Origin of the sequence: Streptomyces ortus, assembly GCF_026341275.1 — a bacterium.
In the GTDB taxonomy this organism is placed as follows: Bacteria; Actinomycetota; Actinomycetes; order Streptomycetales; family Streptomycetaceae; genus Streptomyces; species Streptomyces ortus.
On sequence record NZ_JAIFZO010000002.1, the window covers coordinates 1888690 to 1908427 of the forward strand.

Here is a 19738-nt window from a genome sequence, read left to right on the forward strand (position 1 = left end):
TCCTCAGACGGTGTATCGGCTCACTCCGGTAATACCGGTCGCAGGTTAACAACCGCCCCAGGAACCGGCCCGAGAATTAAAAGGGCCACTTGACCTTCACCTTCGGTGAGACCACACCATCGGTGCCGGAAGGGAGAAACGCCATGAGCAACGGCACGAGCAACGGCTTGAGCAACGGCTTGAGCAACGGCTTGATGACGATCGGCGCCTTCTCGAAGGCATGCCGGCTGTCGCCGAAGGCCCTTCGGCTGTACGACGAGTTGGAGTTGCTGCGTCCCGCGCGGGTGGACCCGGAGACGGGCTACCGCTACTACGCGCCGGAGCAGTTGGAGCAGGCGCGCCTGGTGGCGTGGCTGCGCAGGCTCGGTATGCCGCTGGCCGAGATCCGCGAGGTCAGCGCCCTCGAACCGGCGTCCGCCGCGCGGGAGATCCGGGCGTTCTGGTCACGGGTCGAGGCGGAGACGGCGACGCGCCGCGACCTGGCGTCCTTCCTTGTCGACCACCTCGCGGGCCCCCGCGCGGACCCCCGCTCACTCAAGGAGACGACCATGAGCACACTCGAACTGCGCTACGCCGCCCTCACCGACACCGGTCTCGTCCGTCCCGCCAACCAGGACACGGTGTACGCGGGCGCCCGTGTCCTGGCGGTCGCGGACGGCTTCGGTGCCGGGGGCGCGCCCGCGAGCGGCGCCGCCGTGGAGGCCCTGAAGTTCCTCGACGGCGAACCGCTCGCCGCCGGAAACGTCCTCAACCTCCTGGAGGACGCGGTCCAGGGCGCCACGGAGGCGGTCCGGGAGGCGGCGGGCCCGGCGGACCCGGCAACCGGCACGACCCTGACCGCGATGGTGTGGACGGGCTCGCAACTGGCCCTGGTCCACATCGGCGACTCCCGCGCCTATCTCCTGCGCGACGGCGAACTCTTCCGGATCACCCACGACCACACGGTGGTCCAGTCGCTCCTCGACGAGGGCCGCCTGACTCCGGAGGAGGCCACGGTCCACCCCCAGCGCACGCTGCTCGCGAAAGCGCTGACGGGCGCGGGCTCGCCGTCGCCCGACATCCGCCTCCACGACGCCCGCCCCGGCGACCGCTACCTGCTGTGCTCGGACGGCCTGTCGAGGGTCGTCCCCGAGGGCACCCTCACAGCAACCCTCACGACGACACCCGACCCGACCGAGGCAGCCCGCGCCCTGCTGGCCACGGCCCACACCTCCGGCGCCCCGGACAACGTGAGCTGCGTGGTGGCGGACGTCGTGACCGCGACGGACGTGGTGGACACCGCGTGAGCATGATCACGAAGGACGCCCCGCAGACCCGGGTACGGACTCGGGCACGGGCGTAGGAGCCGGCGTGGGTGCAGGCTCGGGTGCGGGTGCAGGCTCGGGTGCGGGTGCGGGCTCGGGTGCCCGTTCGGGTTCGGGTTCGGGTTCGGGTTCGGGACTGTCCCGTCCTGCGTTCGGTTACCGGACCCCCGGCAACCGCCGCGGCTCCAGCCGTTCCTCGGCCGCCGCGTCGCCTTCCCGGGTCACCACGTACGCGCCCTTGCCCGGGACCTCCGCCACCGCCTCCACCAGGTCCGTCCCCCGGTACACCAGTCCCACCCCGTCGTCCGTGCAGTGGGTGGTGGGCAGCGTGCCGTTCGCGACGAGGTCGTGGATCAGGGGGCGGCGGCCCGGGTCGGAGTCGTAGTGGACGCCGTTGCCGTAGGGCAGGAAGCCCAACGCGTCGGTGACGGGGCGCAGTTCGGGGCCGAACGAGTCCGTCGTACCGCCCTCGAACCAGCAGATCGACCCCGCGCTGACCCCGCTCAGCACGACACCGGAACGCCAGGCCCTGCGCATGATGTCGTCGAGGCCGTGCACCCGCCAGACGGCGAGGAGGTTGGCCACCGAGCCGCCCATCACCCAGATGACGTCCTGTTCCAGGACAGCGGCCTCGACGTCGTCGAAGTTGGGCCGCGGGAAGAGGTTGAGCGGAACGAGGTCGAACCCCGCCACCCGCGCCGCCTCGGCCATCCGCGCCGCGAAGTGCTCGGCGTCACCGATCGCCGTACCGACGTACATCACCCGGGGCCGGCGGCCGTGCGCACCCGACAGGTCGACCGCGTGATGCACCAGCGCGTCGAACTCCACCATGGTCCGGGCACCCCACGCACGGTGCCCGCCGGACGTGGCGAGGATGGTGGGCGGCCTGGCGGCGGAGGCGGTGGGGTCGGCGTGTGCTGCTGTGGACGCGGTCATGACGACCGATCCTAGCCACGGCGTTCAGGGATCTCGCCGCTCACCACCGCGCCCCTCACGGCCCCTGCCGCTCACCGTCCTCCGGGTCCCAGTCCAGCAGCCGTACCCTCGCCACCGTCTGCACGTGCCGCCGCATCGCCGCGGCGGCCCGCCCCGGCTGCTGGGCGACGATCGCGTCGAAGATCGCGCGGTGCTGGGTCAGGGAACGGGTCGGCCGGCCCGGCTGGCGCAGCGACTCATGGCGGCTCTCGGTGATCCGGTCGGCGATCGAGCGCATGAACTCGGCGAGGATCGTGCTGTGCCCGGCGGCCGTGACCGCCGCGTGGAAGAGCCGGTCGCCCTCCACCCCGTGGCCGCCCGCCGTGATCTCGGCCCGCATGTGCGCGAGGGCGGAGTCCATGGCGGCCACGTCCTCGTCGGTGCGCCGCTCGGCGGCCAGCTCAGCGAGTTTGGTCTCCAGCGCCTCTCGGGCGTCGAGCACGTCGGGCAACCGGCGCCGCCGGTCGACGAGTTGCTCCACCGGTTCGGCGTCGAGGGTGTCGCGGAGCAGATAGGTGCCGCCGCCGTGGCGGACCTCCACCAGCCCCTGGACCTCCAGGACCACTATGGCCTGCTTCACGGAGGCGCGGCTGACCCCGAGCCTGGCCGCCAGGTCGCGCTCGGGCGGCAGCCGGTCACCGGCGCCGAGGCCGCCCTCGGCGGCGTAGCTGCGCAGCCGGTCGAGGACCTGCTCGTACAGGCGCGGTTTGGACCCCATGGGCCGCAGTGCGTCGGTCATGTCCGGTCTTCCCCCTTACCTCTCGATCTGGCGGACGAGTGGCTGAGCCAATTTACGTCATCTCTCTTGACGCTCTCCACCACGGCCGCCCAATGTGGTTCAGCCACTTGGCCACTCAGCCACTTTTTTCAGCCATACCGCCCCCCCACCTACTCCCCACTCTCCACTCCCACTCGACAAGGGACCCAAAGACGGGAGCCCGTATGTCCGCCGAACTGATATCGATCCTCGTGCTCGTCGTGGTGTTCGTGATCGCCACCACCCGCTCCATCAACATGGGCGCCCTCGCCTTCGCCGCCGCCTTCGGAGTGGGCGGACTCGTCGCCGACCTCGACGCCGACAAGATCTTCGCCGGTTTCCCCGGCGACCTCTTCGTGGTGCTCGTCGGCGTGACGTACCTCTTCGCGATCGCCCGCGCCAACGGCACGACCGACTGGCTGGTGCACGCCTCGATCCGGCTCGTACGCGGGCGGGTGGTGCTGATCCCGTGGGTGATGTTCGTGCTGACCGGCGCGCTCACCGCGATCGGCGCGGTCAGTCCGGCCGCCGTCGCCATCGTGGCGCCGATCGCGCTGAGCTTCGCCGCGCGCTACTCCATCAGCCCGCTGCTGATGGGCGCGATGGTCGTGCACGGCGCCCAGGGCGGCGGCTTCTCCCCCATCAGCATCTACGGATCGATCGTCAACGGCATCGTCGAGCGCGAGGGCCTCCCCGGCAGCGAGATCGCCCTCTTCCTCGCCTCCCTCATCGTCAACCTCGTGATCGCCGCGATCGTGTTCGTGCTGTTCGGCGGGCTGAAACTGAGCCGCGCGGAGGAGACCGGCCTCGACCGGCAGAAGACCGCGGACGTCACCGCGGACGCCACGGCGGACGCCGCCACCGACGGAGCCGGCCCCGGAACCGCTGCCGGGACCGGAGCCGATGCCGGGACCGGAGCCCAGACCAGGACCGTCGCCGTGCAGGAGCTGGACGCGGACGACGACGCCTCCCGGCTCAACCCCGCCCGGATCGCCACCCTCGCCGCTCTCGTCGCCCTCGTCGTCGCCGTGCTCGTCTTCGACCTGGACGCCGGACTCACCTCCATCACCCTCGCCGTCCTGCTCAGCACGGTCTGGGCCGAGGACAGCCGCAACGCCGTCAGCCAGATCGCCTGGCCGACGGTCCTGCTGATCTGCGGTGTGCTGACGTACGTCGGCGTCCTCGACGAGATGGGCACGATCGACTGGGCGGGCGAGGGCGTCAGCGACATCGGCGTCCCGCTGCTCTCGGCCGTACTGCTCTGCTACATCGGCGCGCTGGTCTCCGCGTTCGCCTCCTCGGTCGGCATCATGGGAGCGCTGATCCCGCTGGCGGTGCCGTTCCTGGCGCAGGGCGAGATCGGCGCGATCGGCATGGTCGCGGCGCTCGCGGTGTCGGCGACCGTGGTGGACGTGAGCCCGTTCTCGACGAACGGCGCGCTGGTCCTCGCCGCGGCGCCCGGTGTCGACCGGGAGCGTTTCTTCCGGCAGCTGATGATGTACGGAGGGATCGTGGTGGCCGTGGTCCCCGCCGTGGTGTGGCTCGCCCTGGTGGTACCCGACTGGGGGTGACACCGGCACCCTGGTCCGCACGACAACGCCCGACGATCAAGGAGTACGTACGCGTGTCCTCTCTCTTCCCGGCCCTGACCGAGGCACTGGCGGACCCGGACGGCACCGCCGCGCACCGGTCGGCCCTGCGTTTCGGCGACCGCTCCCTGACCTACGGCGAACTCGCGGCGACCGCCGCCCCGCTGGCGGCCCGCGTCGGGGAGGCGGGCCGGATCGCCGTCTGGGCCACGCCCACCCTGGAGACGGCCGTCGCCGTGGTCGCCGCGCTGCTGGCCGGCGTCCCCGCCGTACCGCTCAACCCGAAGTCGGGCGGCGGCGAGCTGGGGCACATCGTGGCGGACAGCGCGCCGGCACTCGTGCTCGCCGCCCCGGGGGATCAACTCCCGGACGCCCTGGCCTCCTTGCCGCGCGTCGACATCGACGTCCGCATCGACGTCCACGCCGGCCTCGACACCGACCTCGACACCGGCGTACGGGCACCCGGACCGACCCCGCCGGCCCTCGCCGACGAGCTGCCCGCCCTCGTCGTCTACACCTCCGGCACCACCGGCCCGCCGAAGGGTGCCGTCATCCCGCGTCGGGCGATCTCCACCACCCTGGACGCCCTCGCGGACGCCTGGCGGTGGACCGGCGACGACGTCCTCGTGCATGGCCTCCCCCTCTTCCACGTGCACGGACTGATCCTCGGCATCCTCGGCCCCCTGCGCCGCGCCGGATCCGTACGGCACCTCGGCCGGTTCGAAACGGCGGGCGTGACACGGGAGTTGAGCGGCGGCGCCACCATGCTGTTCGGGGTGCCGACGATGTACCACCGCATCGCGGAGGCCCTGCCCGACGACCCGGCGCTCGCGAAGGCGCTGGCACGGGCACGCCTGCTCGTGTCCGGTTCGGCGGCCCTGCCGGTGCACGACCACGAACGGATCGCCGAGGCGACGGGCCGACGGGTCATCGAGCGGTACGGGATGACCGAGACCCTCATGAACACCAGCGTCCGCGCGGACGGCGAGCCCCGCGCGGGCACGGTCGGCGTACCGCTGCCGGGCGTCGAACTGCGGTTGACGGAGGAGGACGGCACGACGGCCCTGGAGGCGTACGACGGGGAGACCGTGGGCGAGATCCAGGTCAGGGGCCCGAACCTGTTCACCGAGTATCTGAACCGGCCCGACGCGACGGCGGCGGCCTTCACCGAGGACGGCTGGTTCCGTACCGGCGACATGGCGGTACGCGACCCCGACGGGTACGTACGCATCGTCGGCCGCAAGGCCACCGACCTCATCAAGAGCGGCGGCTACAAGATCGGCGCGGGCGAGATCGAGAACGCGCTCATCGAGCACCCGGGCGTACGGGAGGCCGCGGTCACGGGCGAACCGGACGCCGACCTCGGTGAGCGGATCGTCGCGTGGATCGTGCCGGCCGACGCCCAGAAGCCCCCGTCCGCGGCCGAGTTGGCGGACCATGTGGCCGACCGGCTCGCGCCCCACAAGCGGCCCCGCGTCGTCCACTATCTCGGCGCCCTGCCCCGCAACGACATGGGCAAGATCATGAAGCGCGCGCTGGCCCATGACTGAGCGCGCCTCGGCTCACGGCTCCCGCCGGGCCACGGCCCGCGAGGCGATCGCCCTCGTCAGCACCGGCTTCACCGACTTCGCCCGCCCTGCTTCAGCGGGCTCACTGGACTCACCGGCCTCACCGGGCTCGTACGGTCCTGACGGACCCCTCTCCTGGCAGGGTTACGACGCCTCGCGCGCCCGGGCCGCGGAGCGCACCGGCGAGGAGGAGTCCGTCGTCTGCGGCACCGCCGCCGTCAACGGCGCGGACGGCGTGCCGACCCCGGCCGTGCTGATCTCCTTCGAGTTCGGGTTCCTCGGCGGCTCGCTGGGTGAGCGCACGGGCGACCGGCTGGTGGCCGCGCACACCTACGCGCGCGAACACCGCCTCCCGGTCGTCTCGCTCGTCGCGACGGGCGGCAGCCGGATGCAGGAGGGCATGCGCGCCCTGGTCCAACTCCAGCGTGTGGCACGGCAGTCGGCCCTCACCCGGGCGGCCGGCCTTCCCCAGATCGCCGTGTTGCGCGACCCCACGACGGGCGGCGGCTGGGCCACCCTGGGCGCGGGCGCCGACGTGATCCTCGCGCTGTCCGGCGCGCAGGTGGGCTTCGCGGGCTCGCGGGTCCGGCCGCCCGACGCGGACCCGGCCGCGTACACGGCCGAGGCGCAGTGGGCGGCGGGGGCGGTCGACGCGGTGGTGGCCGAGCGGGAGCTGCCGGAAGCGCTGGCGCTCTGGCTGCGGCTGCTGACCGCCCCCTCGACGGCCCCGGCGCCACCGCCCCCGGCACTGGGCGACACCGCTCTCCCGGCCACCGGCTGGGAGGCCGTACGGGCCGCGCGCACACCTCAACGACCGCGCGCCGAAGCCTATTTGGACGCCTGCTTCGTCCGGCGCGCGGCGATCAGCGGTGACCGCTGCGGCGGCGTCGACGAAGGGATGCTGTGCGGTTTCGGCGTCCGGGCGCGGGACGGCCGTACGGTCGCGTACGCGGCCCAGACCGGCACCGCCACGCGCCCCGCCGGCTATCGCACCGCCGCCCGGTTGATCCGGCTCGCGGACCGGCTCGGTATCCCCGTGCTGACCTTGGTGGACACCCCGGGCGCCGCCAACGACGCGGCGGCGGAGCGGCAGGGCGCGGGGGCGGCGATCGCGGAGCTGTTCGCGGCGGTGGCGTCGGCCACGACCCCGGTGACCACGCTGCTGATCGGGGAGGGCGGCTCCGGTGGCGCCCTGGCCCTCGCGGCCCCGGACAACACCTGGGCCACGCCCGGCAGTTACTTCTCCGTCATCGCCCCCGAGCTCGCGGCCGCCATCCTCAAGCGCCCGGCGGAGGAGGTACGGGCCACGGCCGACCACCTCCGCATCCGGCCGCAGGACCTGGTGGAGCTGGGTGTCGTGCGCGGCATCGTGGAGCGGGAGCGGGAGCGGGAGCGGGAGAGGGAGAGGGAAGGGGAGGGGGAGCGGGAGCTGTGAGTCGCGGCGACTGCCGCACGCCCACCGCCCTGATGATCTCCTGGGTCACCGAGCCGCTTCGGTCGTCGCTCACCGGCGCCCAGCACACCAGCACATAGGCGGACGCGTCGAGTCGCTCGGACGTGGACATGAGCGCGTTCTTGAGCTGTGGGCCACTCCAGTCGGGGTGCCGCTCGGCGAGGAGGGCGGCCACGCCCGCGACATGGGGTGTCGCCATCGACGTACCGCTCGATGAAACTCTTCGTCACAAGGACCCGCCCGGCGAGATCGGGATGGCCGGTGTCCACCCCCGTGTCCAGGACGGCGACGGTGACGCCCTTGCCGGTCAGCCCCGCCTCCCAGGCCACGGGCGTACCGGTCTGGGCGTTGCTTTCGGCCATCTCCGCGCGGACCCGCCCGTCGAGCCAGACCTTGTCGATCCCGTCTTCACCGAGGTCGTGCCGCCGGGTGAGGGCCCGCGAGAACGCGCGCCCCTTGTCTGCGGTGACGGCGGCCCCGCGGAAGCTCGGCAGGGCGCGCGTCCGTCCTCCCGTCGGTGAGCCCGTGGCGTAGCGGCCCGCTCACGTCGAACAGCCGCCGGTACCGATGTCCGGCGCGTCGGCTCCGGCCCCGGCGGCCGGAAGCGGGGCGAGCAGGAATCCGGCCGATGCGAGCGCCACCCCGTACCTCGCCGGTCCTCTGCTCATCGGTGCCCCGCTTCTCGTGGTGCCAGGGTGCTGCGAAGAGTGTCGAGGGGCCAGTGCGGCGGTGACTCCGACGGAACCTGGCGGGAAGCTGCCCTGGCGGTTTTCCGCCAGTGAGAGGGTGAACGACCGGTGGAAACCGCGACAGCGGCAAGTACCGTCCGTGACAATGAGGGCGGCCATCAGTGACGGACTACGGGGGTTGTGCGGCGCCATGGACGGATTAGTGGAGTTCAAGACCGACGACGGGGCCTTGGTCGTCGTCGAGGGGGCCGAGGACGAGTCCGGCTCCCGCCTGGTGGCGCGGGGCGACGGCACGGTCGCCGCGACCCGCACCTTCGAGGGCTCACTCGAAGGGGTACGGGCCGCCGCGGACGCCGCGCTCCGGGTCTTCAGGGACGGTTCGCTGAAGCCCGACTCCGTGGAGATCGAGTTCGGCGTCAAACTCACCGCGGAGGCGGGTGCGTTGATCGCCAAGAGTGCCGTCGAGGGCCATCTCGTGGTCAAGCTCTCCTGGTCGCCCGAGCGGTCGGCCGATCCCCCGGCAGCCGGCCCCCCGGAGGGCGGGCCCGCTGCCCCGGCCACCCCGGAGACCACCCCGCGCCCATGAGCAGCGCTGCCTGGCACGCGAGAATCAGCTGCGGGCGGGACACCGGTGCCGGTTTCCTCGTCACCGAGCAGCATGTGCTGACCTGCGCCCATGTCGTGGCGCGCGGTGACACCGAGACGATCGCGGTGTCCTTCGCGCACGGTGGCTACGAGCAGGTCCCCGCCCGGGTGGTCGCGCACGGCGGCTGGGACGGCCGCGAGAGCGACCCGGGCGATCTGGCCGTTCTGGAACTGGACCGGCCGGTGCCGATGAAGCCCGCGGAGTTCGCGACCCCCGCCGACGCGTACGGCGATCCCCCGCGCAGGCTCCTCGCCTACGGCTTCCCCAAGCGGTACGACGAGGGGACGATCGCCGAATACCGCGCCACCGCACAGCAGTTGATCGCCGGCGAGTGGGTCCAGCTGGAGGCGTGGGCGGCGCACGGGCAGCCGCTGGCGCCGGGGTTCAGCGGGGCCGCCGTGACCCTCGCGGACACCGGTCTGGTCGTGGGCATGGTCTCGGCCGCCGCCCGCAGCGCCGAGATCCGCAACGGCCGTATGCTCCCCGCCCCGGTCATGGCCCGCTACTGGCCCCGTCTGGCGGACCTCATCCCCACCCCGGCCTACGACCAACAGGAAAAGGAACACCTCAGGCGACTGCTGGAGCAACTGCGGCCCCCCGCCCCGCGGACGGAGAACACCCATCCCCCGGTCCGCCCGGAACACGCTTCGGAATACGCTCCGGAACGGCTGTACCAAGACGCCGTGGGCCCCCTGGGGCCCCCGCTCCCACCCCACGGCTTCACCTCCCTGTGGGACGCGGCCTGGTACCTCCTCTGCGAGGTCCAGGACGCGGAAGCAGTCACCCGCTTCACCACCCGCCTGGCCGACTTCGTCGACGACACCCCCCTCCGGACCGCCCTGCGCGCCTGGCCCTCCACCCCACGGACCCACCACCCCGCCCCGCCCGCCCCGCGAGGGCCTGCGCACTCCTGGTCGCCGATCCTGGTCGAGATCGCCCCAGCGGCTCGGGCGACGGGAGCTTCCTGGTGGAGGTGTCCGCGTACAACGGCGGACACCGTCGGGTGGTGGGCTCGCGCCGCCTCCCCGTGGACCGGGTACGGCCCTACACACTGGAGCGGATCGACGAGGCGTACCGCGAACTGGAGGTCGGCGCACGCGAGTTGCTGGCCTTCGTGCTGCCGCGCCGCTGGCTGAACACGGACGTGGCGCACTGGCAGCGCAGCGCGGACGACGACAGCCCGCTCGGTACGTTCGCGCCGCTCGTCGTGCTGGACCTGGAACGTCGGCGCAGCGGCGGTCTGCAGCACAAGCTCCGGCAGAAGTGGCAGTACCTGGACGAGCGGCCGACGGCCCGGCTGCACCGTATCGACTGCTGGTCGGTCGGCCAGGACCAGGTGAAGCTGACGATCGGGCTGCGCCGCGACGCCGACATGGTGGGTTTCGCCACGCCGCCGCGCGCGGACCGGGTGCGGCGGCTGTTCCAGGCGAGCCTGAACGCGGCGGTGCCGGTGATGCTGTGGCCGCGCACCGGCTGCCGGGGTGAGCACCGGTGCGGGGAGTCGGTCGACTGCCGGGGGTCGGAGTTCCTGGACCGGCTCGCCGCGCATCTGGCGAACCTGCCGCCCCGCGAACTGCCGCGTCACATCCACGAGTTGCGTGAGGCGGCGTACGCCTCCGACGCCCCGGAGCCGCACTGGGCGTACGACCTGGCCCTGCTGTGGGAGGACCCCGAATGCCTTCCTGACCCCGCCGGCTATCTGCACAACCCGGTCGGCTAGCCCCGTCCGGAGACCAGCCCCGCATACCGGAACACGTTCGGAGAGACCATGTCCCTGTGGCCCGTCTACACGGGTGCGAGCGAGCCCCACGACGGCATCGCCGAGCTGCCCGCGCCGCCGCCCTGGCGCGACTTCGACGGCGGCCCGGAGCTGGTGACGCCCGCCGAGGACGACGACGCCTCGGCCACGTCCCCGGACCGCCGCCACCGTGCCCGCACCTACCGCGCCACGGACCGCGCGGTCCAGCTCGTCAACGCGGCCCTCTATCTGCGCCGGCCGCTCCTGGTGACGGGTCCGCCGGGCAGCGGCAAGTCGAGCCTGGCGTACGCCGTCGCGCGGGAGTTGCGGCTGGGCCCCGTCCTCCGCTGGAACATCACCAGCCGCACGACGCTGCACGACGGGCTGTACCAGTACGACCCGCTGTCCCGCCTGTACGCGGCCGCACGCGACGTCCGGCCGGACGGCGGGGCCCCGCCCGCCCCCGCCACCCCGCGGGACGGCGAGCTCCAGGACCATCTGCGGCTCGGGCCGCTCGGCACGGCGCTCCTGCCGTACGGCCGGCCGCGGGCCCTGCTGATCGACGAGATCGACAAGAGCGACCTGGACCTGCCGAACGACCTCCTCAACATCCTGGAGGAGGGCCAGTACGAGATCCCCGAGCTGGTCCGCTCCGCCCGGCACACCCCGACGGCCGAGGTCATGATCGACGGCACGGACGAACGGGTCGGGGTCACGCGGGGCCGGGTACGCTGCCGGGCGTTCCCCTTCGTGGTCCTCACCAGCAACGGCGAGCGCGAGTTCCCGCCCGCCTTCCTGCGCCGCTGTGTCCGCCTCGAACTGCACCAGCCCCGCGCGGCCCACCTGGAGCACATCGTCCGCGCCCACCTGGGGGAACCCGACGCGTACGCCCGCGACCTGATCGAACGCTTCCTGTCCCGCGGCACCGAGGGCGAGCTCGCCACGGACCAGTTGCTCAACGCGATCTACCTCACGGGCGTGGCGGGCATCGACGCGTCCTCCCGCGACGAACTGGCCGAACAACTGATGCCGTACCTGAGCCGCACAGGAGAAGAACCGGATGCGTTCTGACCCACCCACGGAGGGCGCCGGGCCCGACGCCGCGGCCGGCGACACACCCGGTGGCGGGCACTCGGGTGCGGGGTCGGGGTCGGCCTCGGGTGCAGGCACGGGGCCGACCTCGGGGTCGGACGCGGGGCCGGGCTCAGGGTCGGGGTCGGGTGTGGCGGTTCTTGCTGGTGTGTTGGCTCGGGCTTCCGGGGGGTCGGGGCCGGCCTCCGTGGAATTGGCCGAGCTTCTCTGGCTGGCCTCCCACATGCCGCCATCACCAGGCGAGCCCGCTCCACCCCCCTCTCCCCCCAGCGACCGGCCGAACCTTCCCACCCCGGCCGCTCCCCAACCCCCCTAGGGGCGGGGAGCGGCGCGGCCGGCCACAGCGAACCCGCACCCCAGCCCCGCCCCGAGCCCCCGGCACCCGCATCCCCCTCCGCCTGCCGGGCCCCGCACACCGACGCCCGGCCGCGCGGGCCGGGACACCCGGACGACTCTACACTTCCCTCCTGGCCCCCGCACCCCCCATGCTCCCCCACCCCCTCCGCCTCCAACGAGCCCTGCGCCCCCTCAAGCGAAGCGTCCCCGCCCCGGTCGGCCAGGAGCTGGACGAGGCGGCGACCGCACACCGCATCGCCCGGCTCGGAGCCGCACCCCAGTGGTGGCTGCCCGTGCTGCGGCCGATGGCCGAGCGATGGCTGACCCTGCACCTCGTGCACGACACCGGCCCGACGATGCCCGTCTGGCGCCCGCTCGTCCGCGAACTGCACGCGGCGCTGGCCCAGTCGGGCATCTTCCGCACGGTGGAACTGCACCGTCTTGAGGCCGACGGCACCGTACGCCGCCCCGGCTCGCAGGAGTCGTTCGCCGACGGCCGCACGGTCACCCTCCTCCTCAGCGACTGCATGGGCCCCCAGTGGCGGGACGGCCCGGCGGGCGCCCGCTGGTACGGCACGCTGCGCCGCTGGGCGGCCCGGATGCCGGTCGCCCTGGTCCAGCCGCTCCCGGAACGCCTGTGGCGCACCACCGCCCTGCCCGCCACGACCACGCGGATCACCGCGCCAGGACCCGCGGCGCCCAACTCGGCGTACACCGTGGACTCGTACGCCCTGGACTCGTACGCACTCGACGGGCTGCCGCCCGGCCTGCTGCCGCTCCCCGTGCTCGAAGCCTCGGCGCCCTGGCTGGGCAACTGGTCGTCCCTCGTGGCGGGCGGCGGCCGACTGCCGGGCGCAGTGGCCCTGTTGGGCCCGGGGCCGCCGCTCGCGCCGGTCGACGAGCGGGGCCGCAGCGATGTCGAGCGGCTCTCCCCCGAGGAACTGCTGCTGCGGTTCCGCTCCCTCGCCTCGCCGGAGGCCTTCCGGCTGGCCGGGCATCTCGCGGTGGGCCCGGTGGAGTTGCCGGTCATGCGCCTGGTCCAGGCGGCGGTGGAGAGGAACCCCCGGCCGCAGCACCTGGCCGAGGTGATTCTCAGCGGCGCGCTCGTCTCGGTCCCGGGGGCGGCCGGTTCGTACGTCTTCCGGCCGGGCGTACGGGAGCTGCTGCGCCGCACGCTGCCGCGCTCCGCCTACGGCAGGACCTCCGAACTCCTGGCCCGGGTAGGTGCGTTGATCGACGAACGGGCCGGTCTTTCGGCCGGCGAGTTCCGCGTCCTCGCCCCCGGCGGCGACGGCACGGGCGCGGGAAGCACAGGCGGCGGTACGGGGCACGGGGGCGGGGAGACCGCGGGCGAACCGTTCGCGGCGGTGCGCGAGGAGTCCGTACGGCGGATGGGCGGGCCGCCCTCGAAGGGCGCCGCGGGACTCGTGCTCGGCCGGTACCGGCTCGTACGGCCGCTGGGACGCGCGCGGCGGATCTGGCAGGCGCACGACGTACGGCTGGGCCGGACGGTGGCCGTCCATCGGTACGCCGTCGAGCCCGAGCGACACGAGCGGTTCCTCCACGACGCCCGCGCGCTCTCCCGCGTCCGGCACCAGAACGTGGTCGCGGTCCACGACTTCGGCATCGACGACGGCATCCCCTGCCTCGTCACGGCGTTCCTGCCGGGCGTCACCCTGGCCGAACTCACCCCTCCGGGCACCCCCGGCGTGCCCTTCGCGACCCTCGCGCCGCTGGCCCATCAGGTCGTGCTCGGCCTCAAGGCACTCCACGGAGAGGCGACAGTTCACGGCGGGCTCGGCGCGTCCGGCGTGCTGTCACTGCCCGACGGCTCCTTCAGGCTCACCCGCTTCCCGCTGCCGGTACCGCACGGCGCCGACGCGTCGAACGACCTGCGCGACCTCGGGGAACTGCTGTGCGTGCTGGCCGACGGCGATCCCTCGTCACCGACCGAACTCCCGCTCGTACCGCCGGAGTTCAGGTCGCCGTTCGTCGAAGCCGTGGACTGCCTGCTCTCTTCGGACACCTACACCCGGAGCGTCGGCGCGGACCTCCTCATGCCCCGCTCCTTCAGCCCGGTGCTGCGGAACGTGACCGCGACCCGACTGCGCTACCGGTTGCTCGGCCCGGTGCGGATCGGCCGGGGCGACTCGCACCTGCCGGACCTCCCGCCCCAGGCGCAGGCCCTGCTCTGCATGCTGCTCCTGCGGCACGGCCGGTTCGTACCGCACGACGAACTGGCCGCGGGGCTCTGGGGAACGAGTCTCCCCGAGGATCCGGTACGCACCCTGGCCGTCGTGGCCTCCGAGCTCCGGGAGGCGCTGGGACCCGGCGTCCTGGCCGACGGGCCCGACGGTCACGCCCTGCACGCTCCCTCCGCCACCATCGACGTGATGCGGTGCGAGAACCTCGTCGCCGAGGCCAAGTACCTGCGGGACGAGGGGAGTACGGCGGCGGCCCGCGACGCCCTCCAGGAAGCCCTGGACCTCTGGTCCGGCGCCGCTCTCGCCGGTGTTCCCGGCCCTGCCGCGGCGTCGGCGCGGCTGCGGCTGCGCTCCCTCCGTCTCACGCTGGGCGTCACCTGCGCCGAACACGACCTCGTCCTGGGACGGTTCGAGCGCGCGGCGAGCGACCTCGGCGCGCTGCTGCGCGAGCACCCCGAGCGCGAGGACCTGCGGCGCCTGCACATGCTCGCCCTCAAGGGCCAGGGCCGCATCGCGGAGGCCATCGACTCGTACGAGGCGTACGAGGAGTTGCAGGACCGGCAGTTCGGCGAACCCGACCCCACGCTCGTCGAGCTGTACCGCGAACTGCGGGCCGTCCCCGACGACAACCGGCCGACCGTCACCATGGAGTGCGCCGACTCCGGCCGGACCGCGTACGGCGCCCTCTCCCAGACCATGACCTGGCTGCTCTCGCTGAGCGGGCTGACCTCCGACCAGTACGACATGCAGGCCGTCGACAACGGCTACCTGGTGTTCACCGCGCCCGGGGCGTCCGTGCTGAACGTGCTGAACGCGACGCTGCGCGACCTGCCGGACATCCTCCTGGAGGTGCCGGACCCGCCCAGGATCCGGCTGACGTTCTGGCACACCGCCCGCCCTCCCCGCACCACCCCGCCGCCGCCCTCCCCCGATCGGTCGGACATCGCCGTGGTCGTCTCCCCCGTCCTCTACGAGGAGCTGACGAGCGGGGACGTCCCGGTGGGCCCGGTCCACTTCCGGCCCCTGCGGCCCGGGACGGGCGACGGCCCGCCGATCGCCTGGTCCTGCCACCTGGCCATCCCGGACCGCCCCACCGCCCCACCCGAGAGCACCCGGCACCCCGCTCCCGCCACCGACTCGGAGACCACTCAGCAGCGCGAATCCCGGGGCGGGTCGAAAAGCGCCCAGCAGCCCGCATCCGCCGGCGGGTCGGAGAGCCCTCAGCAGCGCGAATCCGCCGGCGGTCCCGAGGCCCCCGGTCGGCCCGGGTCGCCTCGGCCGTCCGAGACCACGCGGCCCTCCGAGACCACTCGGCCCTCAGAGACCACTCGGCGATCCAGGTCCACCCGCCGGCCCGAGACCCCCCTCTCCGGCACCCCCCTCTCCGAGCCCGGTCCGCAGGGCGCCTCGGCGGCCACCCGGCAGGCCGGCGCCGCGCGGGCCGCCGGACCGGGCGCCCGGCGCGCGGAGGCGGCGGCCTCGGCCCTGCTGCAGAGCAGCCCCTGCGTGCTCCTCGGCTTCGACGGCCCCCTCGTCCGTCTCTACACGAGTGACGCCGAGAAGCAGGCCACCAGGGAACTCGCCACGCTCCTCGCGGAGCTGCGCGACCCCGAGGCCGCGCTGAGAGGCGACCCGCTCTCCCTCCTGGGCGGGCCCACGCAGCCGCTGGAGGGGCGCGCCAACCCCCTCGACCTGCTGCGCGCCTTCGCGGACCATCCGCAGGGAGCGGATCTGCGCCGACGGCTCAACCGGATCGAGGAGCGGGCCGTGTCGGCCGCGGCGTCCACCCCGTTCTCGGACGCCCTGATCACCACGCTCAGCGCGCTCGGACGGCGTATCGCGGTCGTCGCGGACAACGCGCCCGGCGCCGTCTGGAAGTACCTGCACTCGCACGGCCGGCTGACCGGCCTGGTGACCGGCGGAGTGCACGGCCGCGCGGACGACCTGACCCTGCTGATGCCGAACCCCGACTCCCTCCTGCGTGCCCTGCGACACCTCGGCGTGCCGCCCACGGAAGCCGTACTGGTCGGCTCCTCGGTCGCCGAACTCACCGCCGCGCGCGCCGCCGGCCTGCGCTTCCTCGGCTACACCCGCTCCGAGGGGCACAAGCAGCGCCTGCTCCGCGCGGGCTGCGAGGTGACCACGGCCTCGTGGGCCCCCCTCCTCCGCTCCCTCCCCAACACCTGAGCCCCGCCGAAGACCACCCGTCCAGCCGCACCCCGCCCGGCCCACCCCGAAAGGCGACACCCCGTCAGTTCCCGCACGATGCGTAGGAGGACCGCCGCCCGGTGGAGTCCCACGGTCTGTGCTCTCGGGAGGACCTGCCATGACCGCCAGCCTGGAGCAGTTGCGCCGCTGCCACTTCGCCGTCGACCTCGGAGCGGCGAGAACGCGTGTCTTCGTGAAGGGCGCCGGGCTGATCGTCGACCAGCCCAGCGTCGCCGCGGTGAACACGCGGACCGGCGCCCTGATCGCGGTCGGTGAGTTCGCGGAGAAGATGACGGGCCGCACCCCCCACTACATCCGTGTCGTACGCCCCGTCTCGGGCGGCACGGTCGTCGACATCGAGATGGCCCAGCGCATGCTGCGCCAGCTCCTCGGGGACAAGGTCCGCCGCACCCTGCGCCGCAAGCCCCGGCTGCGGGCCGCCGCCTGCACCCCGCACGACTCCGACCCGCTGGCCCAGCGGGCGACCGTGGAGACGCTCGTCGGTCTCGGCGCACGGCGCGTCGAACTGGTCGACACGCTCATCGCCGCCGGTGTCGGCTGCGGGCTGCCCGTGGAACGCCCCGAGGCCACCATGATCATGGTGTGCGGGGCCGCCGCCACCCAGGTCGCGGTGCTGTCGCTCGGCTCGATCGTGACGGCCGAACGCATCCCCGTGGGCGGCGAGGCCATCGACCACGCGATCGTCCAGCACCTGCGCCACCACCACGAGCTGATGCTCCCCTCGCAGTCCGTACGCCCGCTGCAGCTCGCCCTCTCCGGGAACGGCCTCACCTCGCAGGGGCCCACGTCCACCGAGATCCACGGCCGGGACGTGGCCACCGGCCTCGCCCGTTCCGTACAGGTCGAGACGGCCGCCGTGCGTGACGCCATCCAGACCCCGCTGACCGCCGTGCTCGACGGCATCGGCAAGGTGCTGCGCGCCTGCCCGCCGGACCTGGTGGCCGACCTCGTGGACCGCGGGATCATGATGGTCGGCGGCAGCGCGCTGCTGCCGGGCCTCGACCAGATGCTGCGGCAGGCGACCGGCATGCCGGTGCACATCGCCGAACGGCCCGACGTGTGCGCGGTCCTCGGCCTGGGCGCGATGCTGGAGGGCCGCATCGAGCCCCTGGTCCTCGACTCGACGACCAGCTGACCGGCTGACCGGCTGACCGCCCCCGACCCGGCGGCCACAGAACCCCGAGCCCTACCCCTCACCCCCACGGCCACGACACCCATGACGGAACCCACACCCCCCGACCGGACCCGGACCCGGACCCGAACCCGGACCCGGACCCGGACCCCGGGGAGCCTCCCTCCCAGGGACTCCCTCTCCTCCCCCTCCCCCGTCTCCTCGAAGCCGTACTCGGTGTCGGCAGCGATCTCGAACTGCGCGCCACGCTCCAGCGCGTCGTGGAGAACGCGGCGGCGCTGACCGGCGCCCGGTACGCGGCGCTGGGCGTGCTCGCCCCCGGCGACAACGGGCTGGCGGAGTTCTGCACGGCCGGGATGACGGAAGCGGAGCGGGCACGGATCGGGCAGCCGCCCGACGGGCACCGGGGCCTGCTCGGCGCGCTCGTCCACGAGGCCGCGCCGATCAGGCTCACCGACCTGACCGCCGACCCGCGCGCGTGCGGCTTCCCGCCCGGGCATCCCCGGATGCGCGGCTTCCTCGGCGTACCCCTGCTCGTACAGGACGAGGTGTACGGCACCCTCTCCCTCACCGAGAAGCGCGGCGGCGGCCCCTTCACCGCCGAGGACGAGCAGGTGGCACGGCTGCTGGCCGCTCAGGCGGGCCTCGCGATCGGCAACGCCCGCCTCTACGAGACGGCCCGGCAGCGGGAGCGCTGGATCGAGGGCGCGGCGGCCGTGACGACGGCGCTCCTCACCGGCGAGACGGCGGCCGACGCGCTGATGACGGTCGCCGAGCGTGCCCGCGTCCTGGCCGACGCGTCGGCCGGCGTGATCCTCCAGCCCACGGACGAGGGCGGCATGGAGATCGTCACGGCGTCGGCCCCGGACGGCCGGGAGGGCCTGATCGGTACGACCATCGCGCCGGGCAGCGCGGTCCTGGAACAACTCCTCGGCGGCGAGCCGGTGTTCCTGGAGGACTCGGCGACCGACGCCCGCATGACGACTCCCGTACGGCACCGGTTCGGGCCGAGCATGATGCTGCCGCTCCAGGCCGGGGGCCGCCTCATCGGCACGCTCGCCCTGCCGCGCCGGCGCGGTGATCCCCCGTACAGCCCGGCCGAGAAGCTGCTGGCCACGCAGTTCGCCTCGCAGGCCGCGCTGGCGCTGGTGCTGGCGGACGCGCGGCAGCGCCGGGAGCGGCTGGCGGTCTTCGAGGACCGCGACCGGATCGCCCGTGACCTGCACGACCTGGTCGTCCAGCGGCTCTTCGCGACGGGCATGATGCTGGAGTCCACGCAGCGCCGCGCGGCGGCGGACGAGCGGGAGGCGGGGGTCCACGCGACGATCGGCCGCGCCCTCGACGAACTCAGGTCCACCGTGCAGGAGGTCCGTACGGCGATCTTCGCCCTGCAGCAGCCGCCCGCGGACGCCCCGACCAGCTTCCGGGGCAAGGTGCTGCGCGAGACGGCGGGCGCGGGGGCGGCACTCGGCGTCCGGCCGTCGGTCCGGTTCACCGGTCCGGTCGACACCCGTATCCCGGACGCGGTGGCGGAACACCTCCTCACGGCCCTCGAAGACGCCCTCACCACGGCGACACGGCGCGCCGGCACGACTCGTGTCGAGGTCACGGTCGACGCGACGGCGAGCCTGCCGGACGGCCGCCCGGCCGTACGCCTCAAGGTGTCCGACAACGGGATCGAGAACGCGGCCGACACAGACACAGACACCGCCACGGACACAGGCACTGGCACTGGCACTGGCACTGGCGCGGACCGGGGAGGGAGCACGACAACGACGTGGCAGTCCCCCCTCTGATCCCCGGCCGAACTCCGACCCCGGCCCTACCGCCTCACATCCGCCGCCAGTCGTGCGCATCACGCCCGGCTTCCGTACGCGCAAGGGCGACGGTGATGTCTGCGAAGGCGTCCCGGTCGGGGTGGAAGCGGCGGGCGGCAGGGGGAGGAAGGTGAAGCGGGCCAGGTTCCGCTGGTTGCCCACGACTGAATTCGCGGTCGGCCCCACGACTGAATTCGCGGTCGGCGGAC

13 protein-coding genes and 3 pseudogenes are annotated in these 19738 nt (G+C 73.6%); 11 read left to right on the plus strand and 5 right to left on the minus strand.

Annotated features, from left to right (window positions below; genetic code table 11):
* Nucleotides 1–143: 143 nt before the first annotated feature.
* A complete protein-coding gene (locus tag K3769_RS11665) occupies nt 144–1286 on the plus strand; it encodes a MerR family transcriptional regulator (RefSeq protein WP_267026370.1) in 1143 nt (380 codons plus the stop codon).
* A 174-nt stretch (nt 1287–1460) separates the two neighbouring features.
* Here K3769_RS11665 and K3769_RS11670 read toward each other — a convergent pair whose 3' ends face one another.
* A complete protein-coding gene (locus K3769_RS11670) occupies nt 1461–2240 on the minus strand; it encodes a Type 1 glutamine amidotransferase-like domain-containing protein (protein WP_267026371.1) in 780 nt (259 codons plus the stop codon).
* Between the two features lie 55 nt (nt 2241–2295).
* Complete coding sequence (locus tag K3769_RS11675) at nt 2296–3018, minus strand: FadR/GntR family transcriptional regulator (RefSeq protein ID WP_267026372.1); 723 nt, start codon at nt 3016–3018, stop codon at nt 2296–2298.
* A 203-nt stretch (nt 3019–3221) separates the two neighbouring features.
* On the opposite strand from K3769_RS11675, the gene K3769_RS11680 reads away from it, so the two are divergent.
* Genes K3769_RS11680 through K3769_RS11690 form a run of 3 tightly spaced genes read left to right on the plus strand, consistent with a single transcriptional unit; the run spans nt 3222 to nt 7628 of the window.
* Entirely contained in the window at nt 3222–4607 is a 1386-nt protein-coding gene (locus K3769_RS11680; RefSeq protein ID WP_267026373.1) for an SLC13 family permease, read from the plus strand.
* 53 nt (nt 4608–4660) lie between these two features.
* Nucleotides 4661–6175, plus strand: a complete 1515-nt coding sequence (locus K3769_RS11685) for an acyl-CoA synthetase (protein WP_267026374.1) — start codon at nt 4661–4663, stop codon at nt 6173–6175.
* A complete protein-coding gene (locus tag K3769_RS11690) occupies nt 6168–7628 on the plus strand; it encodes a carboxyl transferase domain-containing protein (protein ID WP_267026375.1) in 1461 nt (486 codons plus the stop codon). The genes K3769_RS11685 and K3769_RS11690 overlap by 8 nt, the downstream gene beginning before the upstream one ends.
* Nucleotides 7629–7794: 166 nt before the next feature.
* Here the strand turns inward: K3769_RS11690 and K3769_RS41115 are convergent.
* From K3769_RS41115 to K3769_RS11700, 3 genes and pseudogenes are all read right to left on the minus strand, one after another.
* Nucleotides 7795–7845, minus strand: a pseudogene (locus K3769_RS41115) (hypothetical protein); the annotation flags it as partial.
* 13 nt (nt 7846–7858) lie between these two features.
* Nucleotides 7859–8167: pseudogene (locus K3769_RS41285) on the minus strand (S8 family serine peptidase); the annotation flags it as partial.
* A gap of 21 nt (nt 8168–8188) precedes the next feature.
* Complete coding sequence (locus tag K3769_RS11700; protein WP_267026376.1) at nt 8189–8314, minus strand: hypothetical protein; 126 nt, start codon at nt 8312–8314, stop codon at nt 8189–8191.
* A 211-nt stretch (nt 8315–8525) separates the two neighbouring features.
* Between K3769_RS11700 and K3769_RS11705 the strand changes: the two genes are divergently transcribed.
* From K3769_RS11705 to K3769_RS11730, 7 genes and pseudogenes are all read left to right on the plus strand, one after another.
* A complete protein-coding gene (locus tag K3769_RS11705; protein ID WP_267026377.1) occupies nt 8526–8921 on the plus strand; it encodes a CU044_2847 family protein in 396 nt (131 codons plus the stop codon).
* Nucleotides 8918–9379 (plus strand): annotated as a pseudogene (locus K3769_RS41125) (S1 family peptidase); the annotation flags it as partial. The gene K3769_RS11705 and the pseudogene K3769_RS41125, both read left to right, overlap by 4 nt.
* 608 nt (nt 9380–9987) lie before the next feature.
* Complete coding sequence (locus K3769_RS40880; protein ID WP_308216312.1) at nt 9988–10701, plus strand: VMAP-C domain-containing protein; 714 nt, start codon at nt 9988–9990, stop codon at nt 10699–10701.
* Nucleotides 10702–10749: 48 nt separating this feature from the next.
* Nucleotides 10750–11790 carry an AAA family ATPase gene (locus tag K3769_RS11715; protein WP_267026378.1) on the plus strand — a complete coding sequence of 347 codons (1041 nt, stop codon included), beginning with the start codon at nt 10750–10752 and terminating at the stop codon, nt 11788–11790.
* Between the two features lie 167 nt (nt 11791–11957).
* Nucleotides 11958–16538, plus strand: coding sequence for an SAV_2336 N-terminal domain-related protein (locus tag K3769_RS11720; RefSeq protein ID WP_267031329.1), 4581 nt, complete (start codon nt 11958–11960; stop codon nt 16536–16538).
* A 139-nt stretch (nt 16539–16677) separates the two neighbouring features.
* The gene (locus K3769_RS11725) at nt 16678–17715 is read left to right on the plus strand and encodes a rod shape-determining protein (RefSeq protein ID WP_267026379.1); all 1038 of its coding nucleotides are present in this window, start codon (nt 16678–16680) and stop codon (nt 17713–17715) included.
* Between the two features lie 257 nt (nt 17716–17972).
* Complete coding sequence (locus tag K3769_RS11730) at nt 17973–19508, plus strand: sensor histidine kinase (RefSeq protein ID WP_372514918.1); 1536 nt, start codon at nt 17973–17975, stop codon at nt 19506–19508.
* The last annotated feature ends 230 nt before the right edge of the window (nt 19509–19738 follow it).

What these genes read in the sequence shown, in the direction of transcription:
- K3769_RS11705 (WP_267026377.1), top strand. Translation starts at nt 8,526, where the DNA reads ATGGACGGATTAGTGGAGTTCAAGACCGACGACGGGGCCTTGGTCGTC.
- K3769_RS11725 (WP_267026379.1), top strand. Translation starts at nt 16,678, where the DNA reads ATGACCGCCAGCCTGGAGCAGTTGCGCCGCTGCCACTTCGCCGTCGAC.
- K3769_RS11715 (WP_267026378.1), top strand. Translation starts at nt 10,750, where the DNA reads ATGTCCCTGTGGCCCGTCTACACGGGTGCGAGCGAGCCCCACGACGGC.
- K3769_RS11665 (WP_267026370.1), top strand. Translation starts at nt 144, where the DNA reads ATGAGCAACGGCACGAGCAACGGCTTGAGCAACGGCTTGAGCAACGGC.
- K3769_RS11675 (WP_267026372.1), bottom strand. Translation starts at nt 3,018, where the DNA reads ATGACCGACGCACTGCGGCCCATGGGGTCCAAACCGCGCCTGTACGAG.
- K3769_RS11680 (WP_267026373.1), top strand. Translation starts at nt 3,222, where the DNA reads ATGTCCGCCGAACTGATATCGATCCTCGTGCTCGTCGTGGTGTTCGTG.
- K3769_RS11700 (WP_267026376.1), bottom strand. Translation starts at nt 8,314, where the DNA reads ATGAGCAGAGGACCGGCGAGGTACGGGGTGGCGCTCGCATCGGCCGGA.
- K3769_RS11690 (WP_267026375.1), top strand. Translation starts at nt 6,168, where the DNA reads ATGACTGAGCGCGCCTCGGCTCACGGCTCCCGCCGGGCCACGGCCCGC.
- K3769_RS11670 (WP_267026371.1), bottom strand. Translation starts at nt 2,240, where the DNA reads ATGACCGCGTCCACAGCAGCACACGCCGACCCCACCGCCTCCGCCGCC.